The sequence below is a fragment of the Pseudolysinimonas sp. genome, from assembly GCF_049651805.1.
In the GTDB taxonomy this organism is placed as follows: Bacteria; Actinomycetota; Actinomycetes; order Actinomycetales; family Microbacteriaceae; genus Pseudolysinimonas_A.
Genome location: NZ_JBASCU010000039.1, coordinates 34999 through 58800, shown reverse-complemented (window position 1 = coordinate 58800; position 23802 = coordinate 34999). Strand labels below are relative to the sequence as shown.

Sequence of the window (23802 nt, the reverse complement as noted above, 5' to 3'; positions counted from 1 at the left end):
CGCATCGCCCTCGCCGCCATCTGGGGCGGCTGCGCCCACCCCGACTGCGACCGACCACCCTCCTGGTGCGAAGCCCACCACGCCATCGAATGGGACAACGGCGGACCGACCGACATCGCCAACGGTGTCTTGCTGTGCCGGTTCCATCACATGCTCATCCACAACATGGGCTGGTCGATCCGACCACCCGATCGACCCGACGGCACGTGGCTCATGTATCCGCCACCCGGGGGACCCGGCATCCGAAAGCCCATCGAACTCACCAGCAAAAGCCCGCTGCGGCGAAGGTCTTGACGCCGGGCGTGGGGGAGCACTCGGTCTCGGGGCGAACGTTGGTTGAGGAGCGCCGCCCGACGGGCGACGCGTCTCGAAACCCTGCGACAATCGACGCATGACCACGACGACCACCTCGGCAGGGAGCACCTCCCGCCCCGACTTCCGCGCGGCGATCGCCGCCGGGCATCGCGTCGTTCCGGTGCTGCGCCGCCTCTTCGCCGACGGGGAGACCCCGATCGGCGTCTACCGCAAGCTCGCGGTCGGAAAGCCTGGGACGTTCCTTCTGGAATCCGCGGAGCAGGGGGGAATCTGGTCGCGTTGGTCGTTCGTCGGCGTCGGATCGCTCGGAGTGCTCACCGAAGATGCCGGCGGGGTCACGTGGCTCGACTACGGCCTGTCGGCGGAGAGGGCGCTGGGGTCTGACGTTCCGGCAACACCGCTGAATGCGCTCGCGCATCTCTACGAGCGGTGGAGCACCCCGCAGGTCGAGGGCCACCCACCGCTCACCGGCGGACTCGTCGGCTTCATCGGCTGGGAGGCGGTGCGACAGCTCGAGCGACTGCCCGATGCCCCTCCGGCCGACTACGACGTGCCCGGCCAGGCTTTCTCGTTCGTCTCCGAACTCGTCGCCCTCGATCACCGCACGGGCGCCGCCATCCTCATCGCCGCCGCCATCAACGACGGCGCCGACGACGACGAGACGCTGTGGGGCGACGCACAGCAGCGCCTCGACGCACTGCAGGCCGGTCTCGCCGCGCCCACCGAGGCGTGGCTCGCGGAGGTCGATCTCGACATCGCGCCCGAGCCGATCGCCCGCACCCCCCAGGCCGAGTACATCGCCGCCGTAGAACGCTCACGCGAGTACATCCGCGACGGCGACGTCTTCCAGGTCGTCATCTCGCAGCGGTTCGACCACGCGATTACCGCCGAACCGATCGACGTCTATCGGGTGCTGCGCACGCTCAACCCGAGCCCGTACATGTATCTGCTCACGCTCGAGGCTCCCGACGGTTCGGGATACTCCATCGTCGGGTCGAGCCCTGAGGCGCTCGTCAAGGTGGCCGATGGGCGGGTCATCACGCACCCGATCGCCGGGTCGAAGCCTCGTGGGGAGACACCGGAACAGGATGTCGACCTCGCCGACGAGCTGCTCGCCGACCCCAAAGAACAGGCCGAGCATCTCATGCTCGTCGACCTCGCCCGCAACGACCTCTCGAAGGTGTGTGTCGCCGGATCGGTCGAGGTGACCGAGTTCATGCAGGTGGAGCGGTTCAGCCACATCATGCACCTCGTGTCGACCGTCGAAGGCGACCTGCGGCCCGACGCGACAAGCATCGACGTGTTCCGCGCGACATTCCCGGCGGGCACGCTCTCCGGAGCGCCGAAGCCACGCGCGCTCGAGATCATCGACGAACTCGAACCGGCCCAGCGCGGCGTCTACGGAGGAGTAGTCGGCTACTTCGGCCTAGCCGGGGATGCCGACCTCGCCATCGCGATTCGCACGGCGACGATCGTCGGCGGGCTCGCTCGCGTGCAGGCGGGTGCCGGTCTGGTCGCCGACTCGGATGCCGAGAGCGAGCAGCGGGAAGCCCAGAACAAGGCGGCGGCACCCTTGCGAGCGGTCGCCGTCGCCAACGCGATGCGCCACATCCGGTGATGGGCTCGCTACCAAACCGATGAAGCCCTCACTCTTGCGCCTCGTCGCGCTGCTCGCCCTCGCGGTGCCGATCGCCCTCACGGCGATCGCTGGCGGGTCGAGCCCGGCGTTCGGCGCTCTCGCCCTCGCGTCCGCGGCAGCCGGGTTCGCGATGTTGCTCGCCGGACCGGTCTTCCGGGTGATCCTGTCGGCGTTGATCGCGCTGCTCGGTACGTGCGTGGTACTCGTGGCCGTTCTCGACCCCGAGCTCGCGGGGCCGGTGGTCATCGCGATCGTTGGCGGCGCCCTCCAGATGCTCGCCGCCGGATGGGTCGCAACCACCGTGCGTCACTGGCCGGCCACGACATCCCGGTACTCCCGCTCGCGTCTCGAAGGCGACCCAGCAAGCGACTGGGACGCGCTCAGCGCAGGCGACGACCCGACCGATTCGGCTCGGTAGACTGACGTGGTCCCCGACGAAGGAGTTCCCTACATGAGCGACGACAACGAGCCCGGTCACGGCAATTCGCCTGCGGCCTGGGTCGCCGTAGTGGTCATGCTGATCGGCTTCACCGCTGGCACGTTCGCCTTCTGGTTCGACCAGCCGTTGTTCGTGTGGATCTCCGGCGGCGTCGTGGTCGTCGGTCTGCTGCTCGGCATCGTGCTCGCGAAGCTCGGATACGGCGTCAAGGGGCCGCGCTACGTCCCGAAGAACCATTCCTGACCTGCTCGCGGAGCTCGTCGCGGGCGCAGTCGACGACGCGGCCGCACGACGCGCGACGCTTGCGCTTCCCGCGGTTGAGGCGGTCGCACTTGGCCGCCCGCCTGCGCGCGACGCCCTCGCGGCGCTCGCGCCCGCCGACCGGGTGAAGATCATCGCCGAGGTCAAGCGAGCCAGCCCGTCCCGGGGCTCGCTTGCCGAGATCGCCGACCCGGCATCCCTTGCCGTCTCGTACCAGACCGGGGGAGCCAGCGCGATCAGCGTGCTCACGGAGGGGCGGCGATTCGGCGGATCGCTTCAAGACCTCACCGACGTGCGCAACGCCGTTCACCTTCCCGTACTGCGTAAAGACTTCATCGCCGAGCCGTATCAGGTGTTCGAGGCCCGGGCTGCCGACGCCGACCTCGTGCTGCTCATCGTCGCGGCGCTCAGTCAGCCGGTACTTCAGCAGCTGCACGCACTCATCCTGGAACTCGGCATGACGCCCCTGGTCGAAGCCCACTCGGCCGACGAGGTCGAACGCGCCTTGGACGTCGGCGCCTCGATCGTGGGTATCAACGCCCGCGACCTGTCGACGTTCGAACTCGACCGCGACCTGTTCGGAACGCTCGCCGACCGCATCCCGTCGGGCGTCATCCGCGTCGCCGAGTCGGCCGTAAAAGACCCCGCGGATGTCGCCCACTACCGCGCAGCAGGGGCGGATGTCGTGCTGATCGGCGAAGCGCTGGTCACCGGCGACGACCCCGTTGCGACCCTCGCAAGTTTCCTGGAGGCCGGAAAGTGACCACCCCAACTGAGAATGCGGAGAGCCTGCGGGATAGGCCCGGGCCCTTCTTCGATGCCTACGGCGGCCGGTTCATGCCCGAGTCGCTGATCGCCGCGATCGACGAACTGGCGGCGGCCTACGAGGCCGCGAAAGCCGACCCGACGTTCGCCGCAGAGTTGGCCGAACTGCACCGCACCTACACGGGGCGTCCGTCGATCATCACCGAGGTGCCGCGCTTCGCCGAGCACGCCGGTGGCGCGCGCATCATCCTCAAGCGCGAAGACCTCAACCACACCGGATCGCACAAGATCAACAACGTGCTCGGGCAGGCGCTGCTCACCCGGCGACTCGGCAAGAAGCGCGTGATCGCCGAGACCGGGGCAGGCCAACATGGCGTTGCAACGGCGACCGCGGCGGCGCTCTTCGGCCTGGAATGCACGATCTTCATGGGTGAGGTCGATACGCAGCGTCAGGCGCTCAACGTCGCCCGGATGCGGTTGCTCGGGGCCGAGGTCATCCCGGTCACCACCGGCAGCCGTACCCTGAAGGACGCGATCAACGAGGCCTACCGCGAGTGGGTCACGAGCGTCGAGACGACCAACTACATCTTCGGCACCGCGGCGGGCCCGCATCCGTTCCCGGCGATGGTGCGCGACTTCCAGAAGATCATCGGCGAAGAGGCACGCCAACAGGTGCTCGACCTCACCGGAAAGCTGCCGGACGTCGTGATGGCCTGCGTCGGTGGCGGGTCGAACGCGATCGGCATCTTCCACGCGTTCCTCGACGATGCCGAGGTGAAGCTCATCGGCATCGAAGCGGCCGGTGACGGCGTCGACACGCCGAAGCATGCGGCGACGATCGAGCGCGGTCGCCCGGGCGTGCTGCACGGGTCGCGGTCGTACGTGCTTCAGAACGACGACGGCCAGACCATCGAATCCCACTCGATCTCGGCCGGACTCGACTACCCGGGCGTCGGGCCCGAACATGCTGCCCTCAACGATCGCGGGCGAGCGACGTACCTGCCGGCGACCGACACCGAGGCGATGGATGCCCTCCGGCTGCTCTCGATGACTGAGGGCATCATTCCGGCCATCGAGTCGGCCCACGCCCTTGCCGGCGCGCTGCGGCTCGGTCGCGAGCTGGGTCCCGATGCGATCATCCTGGTCAACCTCTCCGGCCGCGGCGACAAAGACGTCGCCACGGCCGGAGACTGGTTCGACCTGTTCGACGAGGGAGCGAAGCAGTCGTGACCGTACCCACCCTTTCGGTCGCGACTCGCATCGCGCAGAACCGCGACGACGGCCGCGGCAGCCTCATCGGCTACCTACCGGTCGGATTCCCCGACCTCGGCACGAGCATCGACGCGGCCATCGCCCTCGCCGAGAACGGCGTCGACGCGCTCGAACTGGGTCTGCCCTACAGCGATCCCGTGATGGACGGCCTCGCCATCCAGAAGGCCACCGAGGCGGCGATCGCCGGCGGTTTCCGGGTGCGCGACGTGTTCACCGCCGTCGAAGCGGTGCGGGCGCGGGTCGACATCCCCGTGCTCGTGATGACGTACTGGAACCCGGTCGTGCAGTTCGGGGTGGACGCCTTCGCCGACGCGCTCGTGAATGCCGGGGGAGCCGGCCTCATCACCCCCGACATCACGCCCGACTCCGCCGACGAGTGGATCGCAGCGAGCGAGCGCACCGGCCTCGACCGCGTGTTCCTCGCCGCGCCGTCATCCACCGATGCCCGACTCGCGACAACCGTCGAGGCCAGCCGCGGGTTCGTCTACGCGGTGTCCACGATGGGGATCACGGGAGCGCGGGCCAATGTGGATGCCGCCGCGCGAACTCTCGTCGGCCGCCTTCGCGCGGTGGGGGCTGAGAACGTGTGCGTCGGCATCGGCATCTCCTCCGGCGCGCAGGTCTCGGAGGTGCTCGGCTACGCCGACGGCGCCATCGTCGGTGCCGCGCTCGTCACCGCCCTTGCCGACGGTGGGGTTGCGGGCGTCGCCCAGAAGGCCGCCGAGTTGGCGTCCGGCATCACCGTGACCAGGAAGTAGACTCGCCGACGTGATTCTGCCGAGCCTGCCCAGCCCGCCGTCCGACTGGGCGTCGTTCGAGATCCCCCTGGGATTCATCCACGACGCGCTGGTGGGGATATTCCCCTCGTTCCCCGAACAACTGGTCATCTACGTCTATGCCTTGGCGATCCTCACCGGTATCACCGTGGCGATCGTGGTGTCGAACTACCGGCTGACTGCCCGAGGGGCGGAGCCCTGGCTCGTCATCGATCTCGCGATCTGGGCTGTCGTGTTCGGCATCGTCGGTGCGCGAGCGTGGCACGTCGCCACGCATCCCGACGACTATTTCGGCGAAGGCAAGAACACCTGGAACCCGCTCGAGCCCGGCAGCGTCTGGGCAGTCTGGGAGGGCGGCGTCGCGATCTTCGGCGCCGTGCTGTTCGGCGCCCTCGGCGTCTTCATCGCCGGCCGTCTGGCTGGTCTGCGATTCACTGCCGCGGTCGACGCGATGGCTCCGACGCTGTTGCTCGCGCAGGCGTTCGGCCGTCTCGGCAACTACTTCAACCAGGAACTCTTCGGCCTTCCCACCGACCTGCCGTGGGGTCTCGAGATCGACCGTCCGAACCCGGCGATCCCCGTTGGGATCCCCGACGATGCGCTGTTCCACCCCACGTTCCTCTACGAGATCCTCTGGTTGCTCGCCGGCTTCGCGATTCTCATGCTCATCGAAAACCGGGTCTCGTTCGGCAAGGCGACGGCAGGGATCGGCAGACTCCTGCCGACCTGGCCGACCTTCGTGCGGCGCGACGCCTGGCACTGGGGCAAAATGCTCGGCCTCTATGCGATCTGGTATGGCGTCGGCCGCGCCTGGTTCGAGTCGATCCGCCTCGACCCGAGCGAAACGGTGTTCGGCATCCGTTCCAATGTGTGGGGCGCGCTGTTCTTCATCCTGATCGGAGTCATCGTCCTCGTCGTGCAGACGAAGCGTCATCCCGGCATCGAACCCAGTGTCTACCTGCCCGGCAAGGAGTGGACGCCCGACTCTGCGGTAGACTCCGACGAAATCTATTCGGATTCCGATGAGCCCGGCGATGGTGCCGGTTCGACTCCGGTGCCCGCCACAAGCGGAGCCAGCCGACCCTAGTCCCGACGCCGTGCACCCGTAAGCGGCACTCGACACGGATCACAACCTCGCAACACAGCATCCTTTGGGCCAGCGACGTCCCACGGCACCATCGTGAGGACGGTACCCATGGTTCAGAGCGCATATGAACGGTTCAGCACCGTTCCCCAGGCAGCGGGCCTCTACAACCCTGCCGCGGAGAAGGACGCCTGCGGCCTCGCCATGGTTGCCACGCTGCGCGGCACCGCCGGACACGACATCGTCACGCAGGCACTCGACGCCCTACGCCACCTCGAGCACCGCGGCGCGATCGGCTCCGACGCGGGCACCGGTGACGGCGCCGGCATCATCACGCAGATCCCGGATGCCTTCCTGCGCGCCGTCACGGGCTTCGATCTGCCTCCCGTCGGGCGCTACGCCGTCGGGATGGCGTTCCTGCCCACCGACAAGGCCGAACGCGAGGAGCAGAAGACCGCGATCGCGACCATCGCCGAGCAGGAGTCGCTGCGCATCCTCGGGTGGCGTGACGTGCCCACCGATCCCGCCCACCTCGGCTCGCTCGCCCGGGAGGCAGCTCCGGTCTTCGAGCAGGTCTTCGTGGAGGCCACCCGTGGTGACGAAGGCGGCCAGCCGCTCAGCGGCATCCAGCTCGATCGGTTGACCTTCCGCCTGCGCAAGCGCGCCGAGCGTGAGCTGGGCGCCTACTTCCCGTCGCTGAGCGCCCGCACGCTCGTCTACAAGGGCATGGTGACGACGCTCCAACTGGAGCCGTTCTACCCCGACCTCTCCGACGAGCGCTTCGTGTCGAAGCTGGCCCTCGTGCACTCGCGCTACTCGACCAACACGTTCCCGTCCTGGCCGCTGGCTCAGCCGTTCCGCATGATCGCGCACAACGGCGAGATCAACACCGTGCAGGGCAACCGCAACTGGATGCGCGCCCGCCAGTCGCAGCTCGAGAGCGACGTGCTCGGCGACCTGAAGCCGCTCTTCCCGATCGTCAGCCCGGGGGCGTCCGACTCGGCGTCGTTCGACGAGGTCGTCGAGCTGCTCAACCTCGGTGGCCGCTCACTGCCGCACGCGATGATGATGATGGTGCCGGAGGCCTGGGAGAACCAGGTCGACATCGACCCCACCCGTCGCGCGTTCTACGAATTCCACTCGATGCAGATGGAGCCGTGGGATGGCCCCGCCGCCCTGGTGTTCACCGACGGCGAGTTTGTCGGCGCCACGCTCGACCGCAACGGACTACGCCCGGGACGCTTCCTAGTGACCGACGACGGCCTGGTCGTGCTGGCGAGCGAGATCGGCGTGCTCGACTTCCCGCCCGACCGCATCGTGCGCAAAGGACGGCTGCGTCCCGGCAAGATGTTCCTCGTCGACACGGTCGCCGGGCGCATCGTCGAAGACGACGAGATCAAGGCCGAACTCGCAGCCTCCCAGCCGTGGCAGGAGTGGCTCGACGCGAGCCGCATCCAGCTCGCCGACCTTCCCGAGCGCGAGCACATCTCGCACACCCCGGCGTCGGTCGTGCGCCGCCAGCGCACCTTCGGATACACCGAAGAGGAGGTGCGCATCCTGCTCACTCCGATGGCGATCACCGGAGCCGAACCGCTCGGCGCGATGGGCTCCGACACCCCGATCGCCGTACTGAGCGACCGGCCGCGGCTGCTGTTCGACTACTTCACCCAGGCCTTCGCGCAGGTGACTAACCCGCCGCTCGACAGCATCCGTGAAGAGGTCGTGACGAGCATGAAGCTCGGGCTCGGCCCGGAGCGCAACCTGCTCACCGCGACTCCCGAGCACGCGCGCCAGGTCGTGCTCGAGTTCCCGGTGATCGACAACGACGAGCTCGCGAAGATCCAGCACATCGAGGGGCCGGCCGAGGAAGGCCAGCGCGGGCCGAAGCTGGCCCGGGTGATCCGCGGGCTGTACCGCATCGACTCTGGTCCCGAGGCGATGGCGCAGCGGCTCGAGAAGATGTGCGAAGAGGCGGATGACGCGATCGCCGACGGCGCGCAGTTCCTCGTGCTCTCCGACCGCGACTCGAACGCCGACCTCGCGCCGATCCCGTCGCTGCTCATGCTGTCGGCCGTGCACCATCACCTGATCCGCCAAGAGACGCGGATGAAGGTGGGTCTCGTCGTCGAGGCCGGTGACGTGCGCGAGGTGCACCAGGTGGCGCTGCTGATCGGCTACGGCGCCTCGGCGATCAACCCGTACCTCGCGATGGAGACGGCCGAGCAGCTCGTCAATTCCGGCATGATCACCGGGATCACGCCCGAGAAGGCTGTCAAGAACCTGATCAAGGGTCTCGGCAAGGGCGTGCTGAAGATCATGTCCAAGATGGGCATCTCGGTCGTCGGCTCCTACGCCGGCGCGCAGGCGTTCGAGGCGATCGGCCTCAGCCAGGAGTTCGTCGACCAGTACTTCACCGGCACGACGAGTCTGCTCGGCGGCGTCGGCATCGACGTGATCGCGGCGGAGAACGCTGCGCGGCACGCTGCGGCCTACCCCCTCGACGGCGCGACGATCGCGCACGAGCGGCTCCAGGTCGGCGGCGAGTACCAGTGGCGCCGGGAGGGACCGCCGCACCTGTTCAACCCCGACACGGTCTTCCGCCTCCAGCACTCCACGCGCGCCCGGCGCTACGACATCTTCCGCGACTACACGCGGCTGGTCGACGAGCAGGCCGAGAACCTGATGACCCTGCGCGGGCTGTTCAAGTTCAAGGAGGGCGAGCGCAAGCCCATTCCGCTCGACGACGTCGAGCCGATCGAGAGCATCATCGCGCGCTTCAATACCGGCGCGATGAGCTACGGCTCCATCTCGAAGGAAGCCCACGAGACCCTGGCGATCGCGATGAACCGCATCGGCGGCCGCTCGAACACGGGCGAGGGCGGCGAAGACGTCGACCGTCTGCTGGACCCGGCCCGGCGCAGCGCGATCAAGCAGGTCGCCAGTGGCCGGTTCGGCGTGACGAGCCTGTACCTGACGAACGCCACCGACATCCAGATCAAGATGGCGCAGGGCGCGAAGCCCGGCGAGGGCGGCCAGTTGATGGCCACCAAGGTGTACCCGTGGATCGCCCGCACCCGGCACTCGACGGCCGGTGTCGCGCTGATCTCGCCGCCGCCGCATCACGACATCTACTCGATCGAAGACCTCAAGCAGCTGATCTTCGACCTCAAGCGGGCCAACCCGGCCGCGCGCATCCACGTGAAGCTCGTCTCGCAGTCGGGCATCGGCGCGGTCGCGGCGGGCGTGTCGAAGGCCCTGGCGGATGTCGTGCTGATCTCCGGTCACGACGGCGGCACGGGCGCGAGCCCGCTCAACTCGCTCAAGCACGCCGGCACCCCGTGGGAGATCGGACTGGCCGAAACCCAGCAGACACTCATGCTCAACGGCATGCGCGACCGCGTGGTCGTGCAGGTCGACGGGCAGTTGAAGACCGGCCGGGATGTCATCATCGCCGCGCTGCTCGGAGCCGAGGAGTACGGCTTCGCCACCGCGCCGCTCGTGGTGTCGGGCTGCATCCTCATGCGGGTCTGCCACCTCGACACCTGCCCGGTGGGCGTCGCGACGCAGAACCCCGAACTGCGCGCCCGCTTCACCGGCAAGCCGGAGTTCGTCGAGACGTTCTTCGAGTACCTGGCCCAGGAGGTGCGTGAGTATCTCGCCGAGCTCGGGTTCCGCTCGCTGGACGAGGCGATCGGCCGCGCCGACGTGCTGGATGTCGACCGCGCCGTCGAGCACTGGAAGGCCGACGGACTCGACCTGAGCCCGATCCTGGCGGGGCCGGAATTCGCCGACGACGTACCGCGGCGCAACCGGGTGCAGCAGAAGCACGAACTCGACGAACACTTCGATGTCGAACTCATCCGCCGGGCCGCTGCAGCCCTCGAGCACGGCGAGCCGGTGACGATCGAACTGCCGGTGAAGAACACCGAGCGGGCCGTCGGCACGATGCTCGGCCATGAGGTGACGAAGCGCCACGGCGAGCATGGGCTTCCCGAGGGCACGATCCAGGTGTCGATGACCGGCTCGGCCGGGCAGTCGCTCGGTGCCTTCATGCCCAACGGCATCACTCTGCGGCTCGAAGGCGACTCGAACGACTACGTCGGCAAGGGCCTCTCGGGCGGGCAGATCATCCTGCGCCCGCCGCGGTCGGCCGTCTTCCCGGCGGAGCGCAACGTGATCGCCGGCAACGTGCTCGGGTACGGCGCCACTCAGGGAAGCATGTTCATCCGCGGTGTCGTGGGGGAGCGGTTCCTGGTGCGCAACTCCGGTGCGACCGCTGTCGTCGAGGGCGTGGGCGACCACGCGCTCGAGTACATGACCGGCGGTCTCGCCGTCATCCTCGGCACGACCGGCCGCAATCTCGGTGCCGGAATGTCTGGCGGCACGGCGTATGTCTACGAGCTGCGCGAGGAGCGGGTCAACCGCGACGCGCTGGCCAACGGCGAACTGGCGCTCGTGCCCCTCGACAGCGCCGACGTCGAGATTCTCACGGATCTGCTGCGCAAGCATGTCGCGGAGACCGACTCGGCGCTGGCCGCCCGGATGCTGGCCGACCCCGCCGCCACGATGGCCGCGTTCGTCAAGGTGGTGCCGCGCGACTACGCGGCCGTGATCAAGACGCGCGCGGATGCGATCGAAGAAGGTCTCGACCCCGATGGCGACGTTGTCTGGGGACGGATCATGGAGGTGACCGGTGGCTGACCCCAAGGGATTCCTCAAAGTCCAGGAACGTGAGCTGCCGAAGCGCCGCCCGGTTCCGGTGCGCATCATGGACTTCAAAGAGGTCTACGAGAACCAGGACCCATCGCAGCTGCGCCGCCAGGCCGGACGATGCATGGACTGCGGTGTGCCGTTCTGTCACTCGGGATGTCCGCTGGGCAACCTCATCCCGGAGTGGAACGACCTGATCTGGCGCGGCGAGGGCCGCCAGGCCATCGAGCGGTTGCACGCCACCAACAATTTCCCCGAGTTCACCGGCACGCTGTGCCCGGCGCCGTGCGAAGCGAGTTGTGTGCTGGGCATCAACCAGCCCGCGGTCACGATCAAGCAGGTCGAGGTCTCGATCATCGACCAGGCCTGGGCCAACGGTTGGGTCACCCCGCATCCGCCGGAGCGGCTCACCGGCAAGACGGTCGCCGTCGTCGGCTCCGGTCCCGCCGGTCTCGCGGCCGCTCAGCAGCTCACCCGTGCGGGCCACACCGTCGCCGTCTACGAGCGTGACGACCGCATCGGCGGCCTGCTGCGCTACGGCATCCCCGACTTCAAGATGGAGAAGAAGCGGCTGGATGCGCGGCTCGCGCAGATGCAGGCCGAAGGCACGCGGTTTCGCGCCGGCGTCACGATCGGTGTCGACATCAGCTGGGATGATCTGCGCTCGCGCTACGACGCCGTCGTGATCGCGACCGGTGCCACCGTGCCCCGCGATCTGCCGATCCCGGGCCGCGACCTGCTCGGGGTGCACTTCGCGATGGACTACCTCGTGCAACAGAACAAGGTCGTCGCGGGCGACCACGTCGGGCCGCAGATTACCGCCGAGGGGCGCCACGTCATCGTGATCGGCGGTGGCGACACCGGTGCCGACTGCATCGGTACCGCGCACCGCCAGGGCGCCCTGAGCGTCACCAACCTGGCCATCGGCATCCAACCGCCGTCGGAGCGCCCCGAGCACCAGCCGTGGCCGATGACGCCGACCCTGTTCGAGGTGTCGAGCGCGCACGAGGAGGGCGGCGAACGGATGTTCCTCGCCTCGACCGTGGAGTTCCTGTCCAACGACGCGGGCGAGGTGCGTGCTCTGCGCGTCGCCGAGACCGAATACCTCGACGGCCGCCGCGTGCCGAAGTCGGGCACGGAGCGCGAGATCCCGGCCGACCTGGTTCTCATTGCAATGGGATTCACCGGCCCCGAGACCGACACCCTGCACGGCCAGTTGCGCGTGCCGCTCGAGAACGGCGTCGTCGAACGCGACGGCGACTACGCCACGAGCGAGGCCGGCGTGTTCGTCGCCGGCGACGCCGGACGCGGACAGTCGCTCATCGTCTGGGCGATCGCCGAGGGCCGCGCCGCGGCATCCGCCGTCGACCGCTACCTCGAAGGTGAAACCCAGCTGCCGTTCCCGGTGAAGCCCACCGACCGCGGCCTCACGATCTAGGTCTCACCGTCAACCGAACCCGTTTCATTCACCGCCACCAGCAAGAAAGCAACCCGCCACCCCATGAGAAGAGCCAAGATCGTCGCCACCCTCGGGCCCGCGACATCCAGCTATGAAGCGCTGCGAGCGATCATCGAAGCGGGCGTCAATGTCGCCCGGATGAACCTCAGCCACGGCACCTACGAGGTGCACAACGAGGTCTACGCCAACGTCCGCAAGGCAGCCTCAGACCTCGATGCCCCCGTCGCGGTGCTCGTCGACCTGCAGGGGCCGAAGATCCGGCTCGCGAAGTTCGAGGATGGCCCGCACGACCTCGAAGTCGGTGACATCTTCACGATCACCACCGAAGACGTACCCGGCACCAAGGAACTGGTCGGCACGACGTTCACGGGCCTACCGAACGACGTCTCCGCGGGCGACTTCCTACTCATCGACGACGGCAAGGTCAAGGTCAAGGTTCTCGACACCGACGGCGTGCGCGTGCGCACCGAAGTGATCGTGGCCGGCAAGGTGTCGAACAACAAGGGCATCAACCTGCCCGGGGTCGCGGTCAACGTGCCCGCCCTTTCTGAGAAGGACGAAGACGACCTGCGCTGGGGCCTCAAGCTCGGTGCCGACTACATCGCGCTGTCGTTCGTGCGCAACGCCGCCGACGTGACCCGCGTGCACGAGATCATGGCCGAAGAGGGCCGCCGGGTACCTGTCATCGCCAAGATCGAGAAGCCGCAGGCCGTCGACAACCTCGAGGAGATCATCGACGCATTCGACGGCATCATGGTCGCTCGTGGTGACCTCGCCGTCGAGTTGCCGCTCGAAGCGGTGCCGATCGTGCAAAAGCGCACCATCGAGCTGTGTCGTCGCATGGCCAAGCCGGTCATCGTCGCCACCCAGATGCTGGAGTCGATGACCGACAACCCGGTGCCGACCCGTGCCGAGGCGTCCGATGTCGCCAACGCGGTGCTCGACGGTGCCGACGCGGTGATGCTCTCGGGCGAGACCAGCGTCGGCAAGTACCCGGTCGTCACCGTGCAGACGATGGCACGCATCGTCGCGTCGACCGAAGACCACGGGCTCGAACGCATCCCGCCGCTCGGCACCAAGCCGCGCACCCAGGGCGGCGCCATCACCCTTGCCGCCGCCGAGGTCGCCGACTTCGTGGACGCCAAGTACGTGTGCGTGTTCACCGAGTCGGGAGACTCGGCCCGCCGGATGTCACGGCTGCGCTTCCGCATCCCGATGAAGGCGTTCACGCCCGACGAGGGCATTCGCCGCCGCATGAGCCTCACCTGGGGCATCGAGTCGTTCCTGGTCGACCGGGTCAACCACACCGATGCGATGTACGCCCAGGTCGACACGGTGTTGCTTCGTGAAGGCCTCGCGGAGGAGGGTGAGAAGGTCGTTGTGATCTCTGGATCCCCTCCCGGCATCCCCGGATCGACGAACGACATGCGCGTGCACGTCGTCGGGTCGGCACTCAGCGTCGTCGCACCCGCCTGGGAGTCCGGGGAGCACGCTGACTGACGTCGAGGCAGGACGATACCGGCACTTCAAGGGTGCCGTGTACGTCGTCGTCGGCGTCGCGACGCACAGCGAGTCCGAGGAGCCGTTCGTCGTCTACCACCGAGAAGGTGACGGGCGGCTCTTCGTGCGACCGGTCGAGATGTGGGCGGAGACCGTCGACCGCGACGGGTACGTCGGCCCGCGGTTCACGCCACTCGACCGCTAGAGCCGTTCCACCCGTAGCGTGAGGGCGCGGGCTTCGTCGCTCAACACCGATCCGACGTACGGCGTGTGCCCGTACTTCGCGCGAAACGCCACGTCGACGGCATCCTGATCCGGCGCGTCAGGGGCGATGTGTACGACGCGCACCGCGAGCCGCCGATCGCCGAGTGCCGCTGTTGCGTCGCGCTCCGCGTTGCGCCCGTCTTCGAGGGTGAAGGCGACGGGGCGACCGGCCCGCGCGCGACGGTTCCACGCCGCCTTCTCACCGTAGGCGGAACGCACGTACGGCACGCCGGCGGCGACGACAGCCCAGATGGGTGTTGCGATCTCGCGGCCGTCGGCGGCCGACGTCACGATCGTGACGGTGTCGGTGCGTGCGATGTGGTCGGTGAGTTCCTGGAAGTCGGTCACAGAAACGCCAACGTCGGCCGTGGTGCGATTACTCCCGGCCCGGTCGTCGGAGTGTCAAGGCCTGGCATGCCAGCGGTGGCTTTCGCAGGGTGGAGGCATGACTTTCGAATCCCGTTTCGCGATCGTGACTGCATCCGACTCCGGTATCGGCAGAGCAACGGCACTCGCTCTCGCTGACGCGGGAATGGATGTCGGCGTCACCTGGCACTCCGACGAGGAAGGCGCTCGGCAGACCGCCGCCGCCGTCGAGGGGCGCGGTCGCCGCGCCGTCGTGCGCCAGCTCGATGTCGCCGATCTCGAGAACTGTGGCGACGTCGTGGATGCCCTCGCCGACGAACTCGGCGGGGTCGACGTTTTCGTCAACAACGCCGGCATCGGCGGCAACCAGATGTTTCTCGACACCGACCTGGCGACCTGGCGCCGCATCCTCGCCACCGACCTCGAGGGCGCGTTCGTGGTGATGCAGCGCGCAGCACGGCGCATGGTCGAAGGGCGCAACGGCGGACGCATCGTCGCGATCACGAGCGTGCACGAGCACCAGCCTCGGGTCGGATTCGCCGCGTACGACGCCGCCAAGCACGGGCTGGGGGGCCTGCTGAAGACGATGGCCTTGGAACTGGGTGAGCACGGGATCACTGTCAACTGCGTCGCACCTGGCGAGATCGCGACGCCCATGAACGACATGCGGGCGGACGAGGCGAAAGAGACGCATCGGCCGGGCGTCCCGCTCGGCCGGCCAGGTGAGCCGCGCGAGATCGCGGATGTCGTCGCCTTCCTCGCCTCGCCCGCGGCGTCGTACGTTACGGGTGCCTCGTGGGTCGTCGACGGCGGGATGCTGCTGATGGGTCCGCAGGCCGGGTCGCACCTGACCGACGACGATTGGCGCCGTGCCTGACGCCTCTTCCCTCTGGTGCCCCTTGTGGCGCTCAGTCGCCGCCGTTCGCGATTCGGCGGCGCGCCGAGAGGAGTTCGATCTCGGGACGTTCTGCGACGAGTCGCTCGGCCGCATCCAGCACGCGGGTCACGTGAGCGGGATCTCCCGAGGTGACGGCGACACCGACTCGGGCCCGACGGTGGAGCTCATGCTCGCCGACCTCAGCGACGCTCACCTCGAGGCGGCGCAGGTCGGCGACCAGAGGACGCACGACCGATCGCTTCTGCTTGAGCGAGTGCACGTCACCGAGAAGGATGTCGAACTCCAGCCAGCCGATCCACACCCGAACGAAGCTACCGGCTCCTGAGACAGGAGATCGGTGCCGGATGTGGGACTTGAACCCACACGTCCTCACGGACAACCGATTTTGAGTCGGTCGCGTCTGCCATTCCGCCAATCCGGCGTGCGTGCGCTTGACGCGCACGGCACATCCTCAACGTACCGTAGGCTCGATCCGTGAGTGATGCCACCGAGACTCAGGCCGCTCCGCGTCGTGTCGTCGTCGCGGAAGACGAGTCGCTCATCCGTATGGACATCGTCGAGATTCTGCGCGACAACGGGTTCGAGGTCGTCGGCGAAGCGGGGGATGGTGAGACCGCCGTGCAGCTCGCCACGGAGCTCAAGCCCGACCTGGTCGTGATGGACGTGAAGATGCCGCAACTCGACGGCATCTCGGCGGCCGAGCGGCTCGCGAAGAACCACATCGCCCCGGTCGTGCTGCTGACCGCGTTCAGCCAGAAAGAACTGGTCGAGCGCGCGAGCGAGGCCGGCGCGATGGCCTACGTAGTGAAGCCGTTCACCCCGAACGACCTGCTTCCGGCGATCGAGATCGCCCTCAGCCGCTACCAGCAGATCATGACGCTCGAGGCCGAAGTCGCCGACATGGTGGAGCGCTTCGAGACCCGCAAACTCGTCGACCGGGCGAAGGGCCTGCTCAACGAGAAGATGGGCCTGTCGGAGCCCGAAGCGTTCCGGTGGATCCAGAAGGCGTCGATGGATCGCCGTCTCACGATGCACGACGTCGCGCAGGCGATCATCGAACAGCTCGCCCCCAAGAAGTGAGCGCGTAGGGCTCACAGCGCGAAGCGCTTGAGCCCGGAGCGCTCAGATCGAGTAGCGCCGCGCGAAGCGCGACGCGTGTCGAGATCTTCGCGCCTCAGTGCGTTAGTCGCGCCGCGGCGGCCGCCAGGGGTGCGGCGAATGGCTGTCGGTCGACGTCGTCGAGGAATGCCGTCAAGGCGGCACGAGCATCGGCTATCCTCGTGGCGAGGGTGCTGGCGTCGACAGCCGTCTCATGGGAAACGGGGTTCGCCGCCAGCCAGTCGTTCGTCGCCCGCACCGACCACTCGTAGTCGTCGAGGATCGCCTTTCGTTCCACGCCGGCCGCCTCGAGGAGGAGCGACGTGACGAGGCCCGTGCGATCCCGCCCGGCGGAGCAATGGATCAGCACACCACCGTCGGGCGCATCGGCCACGGCCTGGAACGCAGCTCGAAACAACTCGGGCCAGCGCGCCACCGCGACCGGGTAGTACCCGGGGTTCCCGAGGCGGCCGCGCCACTCGGCCATGAACTCGGCGTCGTGTTCGTCTTCGATGGGTCGGACGGACACTGTCAACGCCGTCGGCCGCAATGGAACCTCCCGGACCTCGGAACCGTTGCGCAGGTCGACCAAGCTCGTTACACCGTCAGCGACGAGCTGCTGCCACCCGCCGGCATCCAGGCCATCGAGCCGCCCACTTCGATAGATGCGGCCCACGCGTGTCGATCCGCCGCCGCGCACAGGCAAGCCGCCGAGGTCACGCGCATTGTGCAGACCACCCCAGCGGACGGTACGGCTCACCGGATCTTCTTGAGGAAGTTCGTCATCCGCACCGTCGACAGCCGGTTGCCCGCCTCATCGGTGATCACGATCTCATGGGTACACAGCGTGCGGCCGAGCGAGATCGCCCGGCACGTGCCGGTGACCCAGCCGGAGTCGATCGAACGCGAATGGGTCGCGTTGATCTCGATGCCGACCGCGACGTGATCGGGCCCGCCGTGGATGGCCGACGACAGCGATCCGAGCGACTCGCCGAGCACGACGTGAGCGCCACCATGCAGGATGCCGATGACCTGCGTATTGCCTTCGACCGGCATCCGAGCGACCGAGTAGTCGGCGCCGAGGATGTCGTATTCGATGCCCATCTTCACCGGCAGAGCCCCGCCCTTGTTCGAGAAACGGGCGAGCAGATCCGGGTGGATGTCGGCGGGGTATTGGGTCACGTGAGGCCCTCCAGGGCTGTCGGATGCGGCGGCTAGGCTGGGCAAGTGCCGGACTCGAAAAAGCCTACGCTCCTGCTCATCGACGGCCATTCACTCGCGTTCCGCGCGTTCTACGCCCTCCCGGTCGACAGCTTCGTGACCCGCGATGGGCAGCACACCAACGCCATCCACGGGTTCCTGTCGATGCTCAATCTGCTGCTGCAGAACGAGCGTCCCACCCACCTCGCTGTTGCGTTCGACAAGTCACGCGTCTCGTTCCGCACGGCCGAGTATCCCGAGTACAAGGGCACCCGAGGCGAGACCCCACCGGAGTTCAAGGGCCAGATCCCGCTGCTTCAAAAGGCGCTCGCGGCGATGAACATCCCGACTCTCGAGGTCGACAACTATGAGGCCGACGACATCATCGCGACACTCGCCACGAAGGGCGCGGCGGACGGCTTCCACGTGCTCGTCACCTCGGGCGACCGCGACACGATCCAGCTGGTGAACGACGACATCACCCTGCTCTACCCGAACGCCCGCGGCGTCTCGGAACTCAAGCGCTACGACCGCGACGCCGTGTTCGAGAAGTACGGCATCGAGCCGGAGCAGTATCCCGAGATCGCGGCGCTCGTGGGTGAGACGAGCGACAACCTGATCGGCATCGACAAGGTCGGCGAGAAGACCGCGGTCAAGTGGATCCAGCAGTACGGATCGCTCGACAACCTCCTCGCGCACGCCGACGAGATCACGGGTGTCGTCGGCGGCTACCTGCGCGACCAGCAGGACCGCGCCGTGCGCAACCGCAAGCTCAACCGGCTCGTCACCGACATGGAGCTGCCGCTCGCCCCCGCCGACCTCGCCCGCGCCCCGATGGATGTCGACGCCGTTCGCGAGCTGTTCGGCAGGCTGCAGTTCAAGGCACTCCTTGAACGGCTCCTGAAGATTGAGGGCGTCACCGACGAGGGGCAACTGACGGATGGCGGGGCCGCGACGAGCGAACTGCCTCCGGTGCAGACGCCCATCGGGATCGACCTCGAGGCGTGGCTCGAGAAGCATTCCGAGGGCGGCACGGCCCCGCTCGGAGTGCGGGTCGCGCTCATCGGCGGGCGGGTCGACGGCGTCGGCATCGCGGGGGAGTCCGACTCGGCGTGGGTGCCGTGGGGCGATGAGGTGCTCAGCTCCTGGCTCGCCGGCCCGTCGCCGAAGCACGTCTACGACGCGAAGCGGCAGGGCAAGGCGCTGACCGCGGCCGGAGTCGACCTGGCGGGCGTCGATCTCGATCCAGCGCTGCAGGCCTGGCTGCTGCGTCCGTCGCAGAAGTCCGAAACGCTCGCGTCGCTCGTGTACTACTACCTCGGCGAGAACCTGCCGCAGCCCGACCCCAACCAGCTCGTGCCCGAGACCGAGGCACTCAGCCCGGCGAGCGAAGCGTGGTTCGTGCGGCGACTCGCGGTCGAGTTGGCCGGGCGCCTCGACCCGGGATCGCTGCGGGTGCTGAACGACATCGAGGTACCGCTCGGCCCGGTGCTCGCGCGCATGGAGGTGCAGGGCATCACAGTCTCCGCGCCGGTGCTGACGGGGCTCAACGAGCGACTCGGAATTCAGGCCGCCGACATCGCCGCGCGGGCCTACGCCGAGATCGGCCGCGAGGTGAATCTCGGCTCGCCGAAGCAACTACAAGAAGTACTGTTCGACCAGCTCGGCATGCCCAAGACGCGCTCGAACAAGACCGGGTTCTCGACCGACGCGCAGTCGTTGCAAGACCTGCAAGACCTGCACCCGCATCCGTTTCTCGAGCTTCTGCTGCAGCATCGGGATGCCACCAAGATCCGCCAGATCGTCGAGACCCTGCAGAAGGGGCTCGGGCCCGACGGACGCGTGCACACCAACTACGAGCAGACCGGCTCGGCGACGGGGCGCCTCGCCTCGAACGACCCGAACCTGCAGAACATCCCGATCAAGACCGAGGTCGGGCGCGAGGTGCGCGCGGCTTTCGTGCCCGGCGAGGGATTCGACACGCTGCTCACCGCCGACTACTCGCAGATCGAGATGCGCATCATGGCGCACCTGTCGGAAGACGCCGGGCTCATCGAGGCGTTCAACTCGGGAGAAGACCTGCACCGCTTCGTCGGCGCGCGCGTGTTCGGCGTCGACCCGGCCGACGTGACGTCGACGATGCGCACCAAGGTGAAGGCGATGTCGTATGGCCTCGCCTACGGGTTGTCGCCCTTCGGACTCAGCAAGCAACTGCGTATCGACGTCTCCGAGGCGAAGGAACTCATCGCCGACTATCTCGCCCGCTTCGGCGGCGTGCGCGACTATCTGCGCGGCGTGGTCGAGCAGGCCCGCATCGACGGGTTCACGACGACGCTGTTCGGTCGGCGACGGCCGTTCGGCGACCTGACGTCGACGAACCGCACCCTGCGCGAGAACGCGGAACGTCAGGCGCTCAACTCGCCCATCCAGGGCTCGGCCGCCGACGTGATCAAGATCGCGATGCTCGGAATCGACGCCGACATCCGCGAACGAGGGTTGGCCTCCCGGATGCTGCTGCAGGTGCACGACGAACTGGTGCTCGAAGTGGTCGCCTCCGAAGTCGACGAGATCACCGCGATCGTCACCGACCGGATGGGTCACGCCGCCGACCTCAGCGTTCCGCTCGACGTGCAGGTGGGGTCGGGCGCGAACTGGGACGCCGCGGCTCACTGACGCGCCGCTGCTCACTGACAACCCCCAGGTTTCATCCCTCGACGGATGTCGGGGTGGGCGGGCAGAATGTCGAGAACGCGTCCCGGTGTCGGCGATGACGCGCGACCGATCGAGGAGGATCCCATGCCCGCTCGTACCGCTGTCGTCGCATCCCGCATCGGCCTGCACGCTCGACCCGCATCCCTCATCAGCCTGGCCGCCGCCGGCACTGGGGTGCCCATGATGCTCGAGGCGCACGGCCGCAGCGTGAATGCCGCGAGCATCCTCGGCATTCTCTCGCTCGACGTCAACCATGGCGACGAGGTGACCGTGAGCTCCGACGACCCGGCAGCAGTGGATGCGCTGATCGCGCTCTTGGAACGCGACCTGACCGAAGACTGAGGCCCGTCGTAGGCTGGCGGGTATGACCGAACAGCCGACGCGATCCGCCACGCCCATCGACAAGATCGCCGAAGGCTGGGTCGCCACGATCGTCGACCTCGATCCCGACGCCGCGATCTGGATGGGTGTTGAGGGCCGCATCGGCGAGATCGGGGATTACTCGCCCGCCGGGCACGACAAGTTGGTCGCCGAGGCGAAGAAGGTCGTCGCAGCCCTGAACGCCGAAGCCCCGGTCGACGAGGTCGACGAGGTCACCAAGACCGACATCGTCTCCGAGCTCGAGCTCGAGATCGCATCGGCCGACGCGGGCTACCACCTGCGCGACCTCAACGTCATCGCCTCGCCGTCGCAGGGCATCCGCGAGATCTTCGACCTCATGCCCACCGAGTTCGAAGCCGACTGGTCGGTCATCTCGACGCGTCTTGGTAATGTTCCGGGCGCCGTTGACGGCTACATCGAGACACTTCGCGCGGGCATCGCCTCCGGCAACGTGCCGGCGCGCCGCCAGGTGGCCGAGGTCGCGCGGCAGGCACGCAAGCACGGCGACCCGCTCGGCTTCTTCTTCGACTTCACCGGTGCCGCGAAACTCGGTGACGGGGGAGACCTGCCCGAGTCGCTCACCGCCGAACTGAAGAAGGGTGCCGAGGCGTCCGCCGAGGCCTACGACCGGCTTGCCGACTTCCTCGAGACCGAACTCGCCCCGGTGGCCGCCGAGGTCGACGGAGTCGGGCGCGAGCTGTACGCCCTGCGCTCACAGCACTTCCTCGGCGCGAAGATCGACCTCGACGAGACCTACGAGTGGGGTATCGAAGAGCTCGGTCGCATGGTGGCCGAACAGACGCGCATCGCGGGCGAGATCGTGCCCGGCGGCTCGGTCGAGGATGCGATCGCCGCGCTCGAGAAGGATGCCTCGCGCAAGCTGCACGGCACCGAAGCCCTCCAGCGCTGGATGCAGGAGACGAGCGACACGGCGGTCGCCGAGCTCTCCAAGAACCACTTCGACATCCCGGAGGCCATCAAGAACCTCGAGTGCATGATCGCTCCGACCCAAGAAGGCGGCATCTACTACACCGGCCCCGCAGACGACTTCTCGCGTCCCGGCCGGATGTGGTGGAGCGTTCCCGAAGGCGTCACCGAGTTCGACACCTGGCGTGAGCTGACGACCGTGTACCACGAGGGTGTTCCCGGCCATCACCTGCAGATCGGTCAGGCGGTGTACAACCGGGCGACGCTCAACCTGTGGCGCCGGCAGCTCGGCGGCACGAGCGGTCACGCCGAGGGTTGGGCGCTCTACGCCGAGCGGCTGATGGAAGAACTCGGCTACCTCGACGACCCGGCCGACCGGCTCGGAATGCTCGACGGCCAGCGGATGCGGGCGGCCCGCGTCGTGCTCGACATCGGCGTGCACCTCGGCAAGCCGCGCCTCGACGGCACCGGCACCTGGGACCACGACTACGCCCTCGGCTTCATGCGCGACAACGTCAACATGAACGACTCATTCGTGCGCTTCGAGGTCAACCGCTACCTCGGCTGGCCGGGGCAGGCCCCGTCGTACAAGGTCGGGCAGCGCATCTGGGAACAGATTCGGGATGCCGCCCAGACCCGCGACGGCGCCGCCTTCTCGTTCAAGGACTTCCACAAGAAGGCGCTCGACATCGGCGGTGTCGGCCTCGACACGTTGAAGGCGACGCTGCTCAAGTAGGGAATCCATTGCGGGTCGTCATCGCGGGTGCGTCGGGCTTCATGGGTCGATACTTCTCGCAACGCTTTTCGGGGTCGGGTGACCAGGTCGCGACGATCGGGCGCGGCGGCGCCGACGCGAGTTGGGGCGATGCCGCTGCGATCACATCCGTCGTCGACAAGTCGGACGTGCTCATCAACCTGGCCGGCAAGAGCGTGAACTGCCGGTATTCCGCGAAGAACCGTGCGGAGATCCTGCGGTCGCGCGTCGAGACGACCCGGGAACTCGCCGTGGCCGTGGCGGCGGCCGCCGAGCCACCGGGGCTGTGGCTCAACTCGTCGACGGCCACCATCTACCGTCACGCCGAGGATCGACCGATGACGGAGCCGGCGGGCGAGCTCGGGCGGGGCTTCTCGGTCAACGTCGCCCGAGCGTGGGAGGACGCGTTCTTCGAGGGCGAGCTGCCGGCGACCCGCCGGGTCGCCCTGCGCACCGCGATCGTGCTCGGAGACGGTGGCGCCCTGGTGCCCCTCATGAACCTCGCGCGCCTCGGATTCGGGGGCGCCCAGGTCGACGGTCCGTGGTTCCGGTCGAAGCGCCGTATCGCGGCGGGGACCCTCCACGAGTACGGGGCACGTGGCGGGCGACAGCGCTTCTCGTGGGTGCACATCGACGACGTCTACGGAGTCATCCGCTTTCTGATTGCTCATCCCGCGATCTCCGGAATCCTCAACGTCGCGGCGCCCCACCCGGTCGACAGCGTGACGGCGATGCGCAGCATCCGGTCGGCTCTCGGGGTGCCGTTCGGCATCCCGCTACACCGGTGGATGCTGGAGCCGGGCGCATGGGCGATCGGCACCGAGACCGAACTCGTGCTCAAGAGCCGCTGGGTCGAGCCCGAAACCTTGCTCGCTGCGGGCTACGCGTTCGAGTACTCGCAGCTCGACGAGGCGGTGCGCCAGATCGTCGCCCACCGTCGTGGCGCGTAGCGCGCTGGCGCCTTGAACGCCCGCACGCTAGG

22 protein-coding genes and 1 tRNA gene are annotated in these 23802 nt (G+C 68.0%); 18 read left to right on the top strand and 5 right to left on the bottom strand.

Translation table 11 applies throughout. The features are described from left to right. From WBL06_RS10265 to WBL06_RS10210, 12 genes are all read left to right on the top strand, one after another. The coding region (locus tag WBL06_RS10265) for an HNH endonuclease signature motif containing protein (RefSeq protein WP_424455898.1) at window positions 1–294 on the top strand (294 nt) is incomplete at its 5' end. A 97-nt stretch (window positions 295–391) separates the two neighbouring features. Next, the gene (locus WBL06_RS10260; RefSeq protein WP_424455897.1) at window positions 392–1933 is read left to right on the top strand and encodes an anthranilate synthase component I; all 1542 of its coding nucleotides are present in this window, start codon (window positions 392–394) and stop codon (window positions 1931–1933) included. Between the two features lie 19 nt (window positions 1934–1952). Beyond that, complete coding sequence (locus WBL06_RS10255; protein WP_424455896.1) at window positions 1953–2372, top strand: Trp biosynthesis-associated membrane protein; 420 nt, start codon at window positions 1953–1955, stop codon at window positions 2370–2372. Between the two features lie 33 nt (window positions 2373–2405). Further along, on the top strand, window positions 2406–2636 hold the full coding sequence (locus tag WBL06_RS10250; protein ID WP_424455895.1) for a DUF6704 family protein: 231 nt from the start codon (window positions 2406–2408) through the stop codon (window positions 2634–2636). A gap of 1 nt (window position 2637) precedes the next feature. After that, a complete protein-coding gene (gene trpC, locus WBL06_RS10245) occupies window positions 2638–3417 on the top strand; it encodes an indole-3-glycerol phosphate synthase TrpC (RefSeq protein ID WP_424455901.1) in 780 nt (259 codons plus the stop codon). After that, window positions 3414–4649, top strand: a complete 1236-nt coding sequence (trpB, locus tag WBL06_RS10240) for a tryptophan synthase subunit beta (RefSeq protein ID WP_424455894.1) — start codon at window positions 3414–3416, stop codon at window positions 4647–4649. The genes trpC and trpB overlap by 4 nt, the downstream gene beginning before the upstream one ends. Next, a complete protein-coding gene (gene trpA, locus WBL06_RS10235; RefSeq protein WP_424455893.1) occupies window positions 4646–5449 on the top strand; it encodes a tryptophan synthase subunit alpha in 804 nt (267 codons plus the stop codon). Before trpB ends, trpA begins: the two co-directional genes overlap by 4 nt. A 10-nt stretch (window positions 5450–5459) precedes the next feature. After that, window positions 5460–6554 (top strand): prolipoprotein diacylglyceryl transferase, encoded by a 1095-nt coding sequence (locus WBL06_RS10230; protein ID WP_424455892.1) that lies wholly within the window; start codon window positions 5460–5462, stop codon window positions 6552–6554. Between the two features lie 108 nt (window positions 6555–6662). Continuing rightward, the gene (gltB, locus tag WBL06_RS10225; protein ID WP_424455891.1) at window positions 6663–11252 is read left to right on the top strand and encodes a glutamate synthase large subunit; all 4590 of its coding nucleotides are present in this window, start codon (window positions 6663–6665) and stop codon (window positions 11250–11252) included. Beyond that, window positions 11245–12699 carry a glutamate synthase subunit beta gene (locus WBL06_RS10220; RefSeq protein WP_424455890.1) on the top strand — a complete coding sequence of 485 codons (1455 nt, stop codon included), beginning with the start codon at window positions 11245–11247 and terminating at the stop codon, window positions 12697–12699. Before gltB ends, WBL06_RS10220 begins: the two co-directional genes overlap by 8 nt. A gap of 63 nt (window positions 12700–12762) precedes the next feature. After that, on the top strand, window positions 12763–14220 hold the full coding sequence (gene pyk, locus WBL06_RS10215; RefSeq protein ID WP_424455889.1) for a pyruvate kinase: 1458 nt from the start codon (window positions 12763–12765) through the stop codon (window positions 14218–14220). Beyond that, the gene (locus WBL06_RS10210) at window positions 14108–14425 is read left to right on the top strand and encodes a DUF1653 domain-containing protein (RefSeq protein ID WP_424455900.1); all 318 of its coding nucleotides are present in this window, start codon (window positions 14108–14110) and stop codon (window positions 14423–14425) included. Before pyk ends, WBL06_RS10210 begins: the two co-directional genes overlap by 113 nt. On the opposite strand, the gene WBL06_RS10205 is transcribed toward WBL06_RS10210, so the two are convergent. Then, complete coding sequence (locus WBL06_RS10205; RefSeq protein WP_424455888.1) at window positions 14422–14832, bottom strand: DUF2255 family protein; 411 nt, start codon at window positions 14830–14832, stop codon at window positions 14422–14424. The genes WBL06_RS10210 and WBL06_RS10205 overlap by 4 nt on opposite strands. Window positions 14833–14929: 97 nt before the next feature. Here WBL06_RS10205 and WBL06_RS10200 point away from each other — a divergent pair, with 97 nt between their 5' ends. Beyond that, a complete protein-coding gene (locus WBL06_RS10200; protein WP_424455887.1) occupies window positions 14930–15727 on the top strand; it encodes an SDR family oxidoreductase in 798 nt (265 codons plus the stop codon). A 31-nt stretch (window positions 15728–15758) separates the two neighbouring features. Here WBL06_RS10200 and WBL06_RS10195 read toward each other — a convergent pair whose 3' ends face one another. Both WBL06_RS10195 and WBL06_RS10190 read right to left on the bottom strand, forming a co-directional pair. Next, complete coding sequence (locus WBL06_RS10195) at window positions 15759–16049, bottom strand: DUF503 domain-containing protein (protein WP_424455886.1); 291 nt, start codon at window positions 16047–16049, stop codon at window positions 15759–15761. 37 nt (window positions 16050–16086) lie between these two features. Beyond that, window positions 16087–16169 (bottom strand) — tRNA-Leu (locus tag WBL06_RS10190). 53 nt (window positions 16170–16222) lie between these two features. Here WBL06_RS10190 and WBL06_RS10185 point away from each other — a divergent pair. Further along, on the top strand, window positions 16223–16828 hold the full coding sequence (locus WBL06_RS10185) for an ANTAR domain-containing response regulator (protein WP_424455885.1): 606 nt from the start codon (window positions 16223–16225) through the stop codon (window positions 16826–16828). A 94-nt stretch (window positions 16829–16922) separates the two neighbouring features. On the opposite strand, the gene WBL06_RS10180 is transcribed toward WBL06_RS10185, so the two are convergent. Together WBL06_RS10180 and WBL06_RS10175 are read right to left on the bottom strand one after the other, a co-directional pair. Then, window positions 16923–17606: a tyrosine-protein phosphatase gene (locus WBL06_RS10180; RefSeq protein WP_424455884.1), complete on the bottom strand. Its 684-nt coding sequence runs from the start codon at window positions 17604–17606 to the stop codon at window positions 16923–16925. Beyond that, on the bottom strand, window positions 17603–18028 hold the full coding sequence (locus WBL06_RS10175; RefSeq protein ID WP_424455883.1) for a PaaI family thioesterase: 426 nt from the start codon (window positions 18026–18028) through the stop codon (window positions 17603–17605). The genes WBL06_RS10180 and WBL06_RS10175 overlap by 4 nt, the downstream gene beginning before the upstream one ends. 45 nt (window positions 18029–18073) lie before the next feature. Between WBL06_RS10175 and polA the strand changes: the two genes are divergently transcribed. The 4 genes from polA (at window position 18074) to WBL06_RS10155 (ending at window position 23770) form a co-directional block, all read left to right on the top strand. Beyond that, complete coding sequence (gene polA, locus WBL06_RS10170; RefSeq protein ID WP_424455882.1) at window positions 18074–20719, top strand: DNA polymerase I; 2646 nt, start codon at window positions 18074–18076, stop codon at window positions 20717–20719. Window positions 20720–20842: 123 nt separating this feature from the next. Further along, complete coding sequence (locus tag WBL06_RS10165; protein WP_424455881.1) at window positions 20843–21100, top strand: HPr family phosphocarrier protein; 258 nt, start codon at window positions 20843–20845, stop codon at window positions 21098–21100. Between the two features lie 22 nt (window positions 21101–21122). Beyond that, window positions 21123–22802: a DUF885 domain-containing protein gene (locus tag WBL06_RS10160; RefSeq protein ID WP_424455880.1), complete on the top strand. Its 1680-nt coding sequence runs from the start codon at window positions 21123–21125 to the stop codon at window positions 22800–22802. 8 nt (window positions 22803–22810) lie between these two features. Then, window positions 22811–23770: an epimerase gene (locus WBL06_RS10155; RefSeq protein WP_424455879.1), complete on the top strand. Its 960-nt coding sequence runs from the start codon at window positions 22811–22813 to the stop codon at window positions 23768–23770. The last annotated feature ends 32 nt before the right edge of the window (window positions 23771–23802 follow it).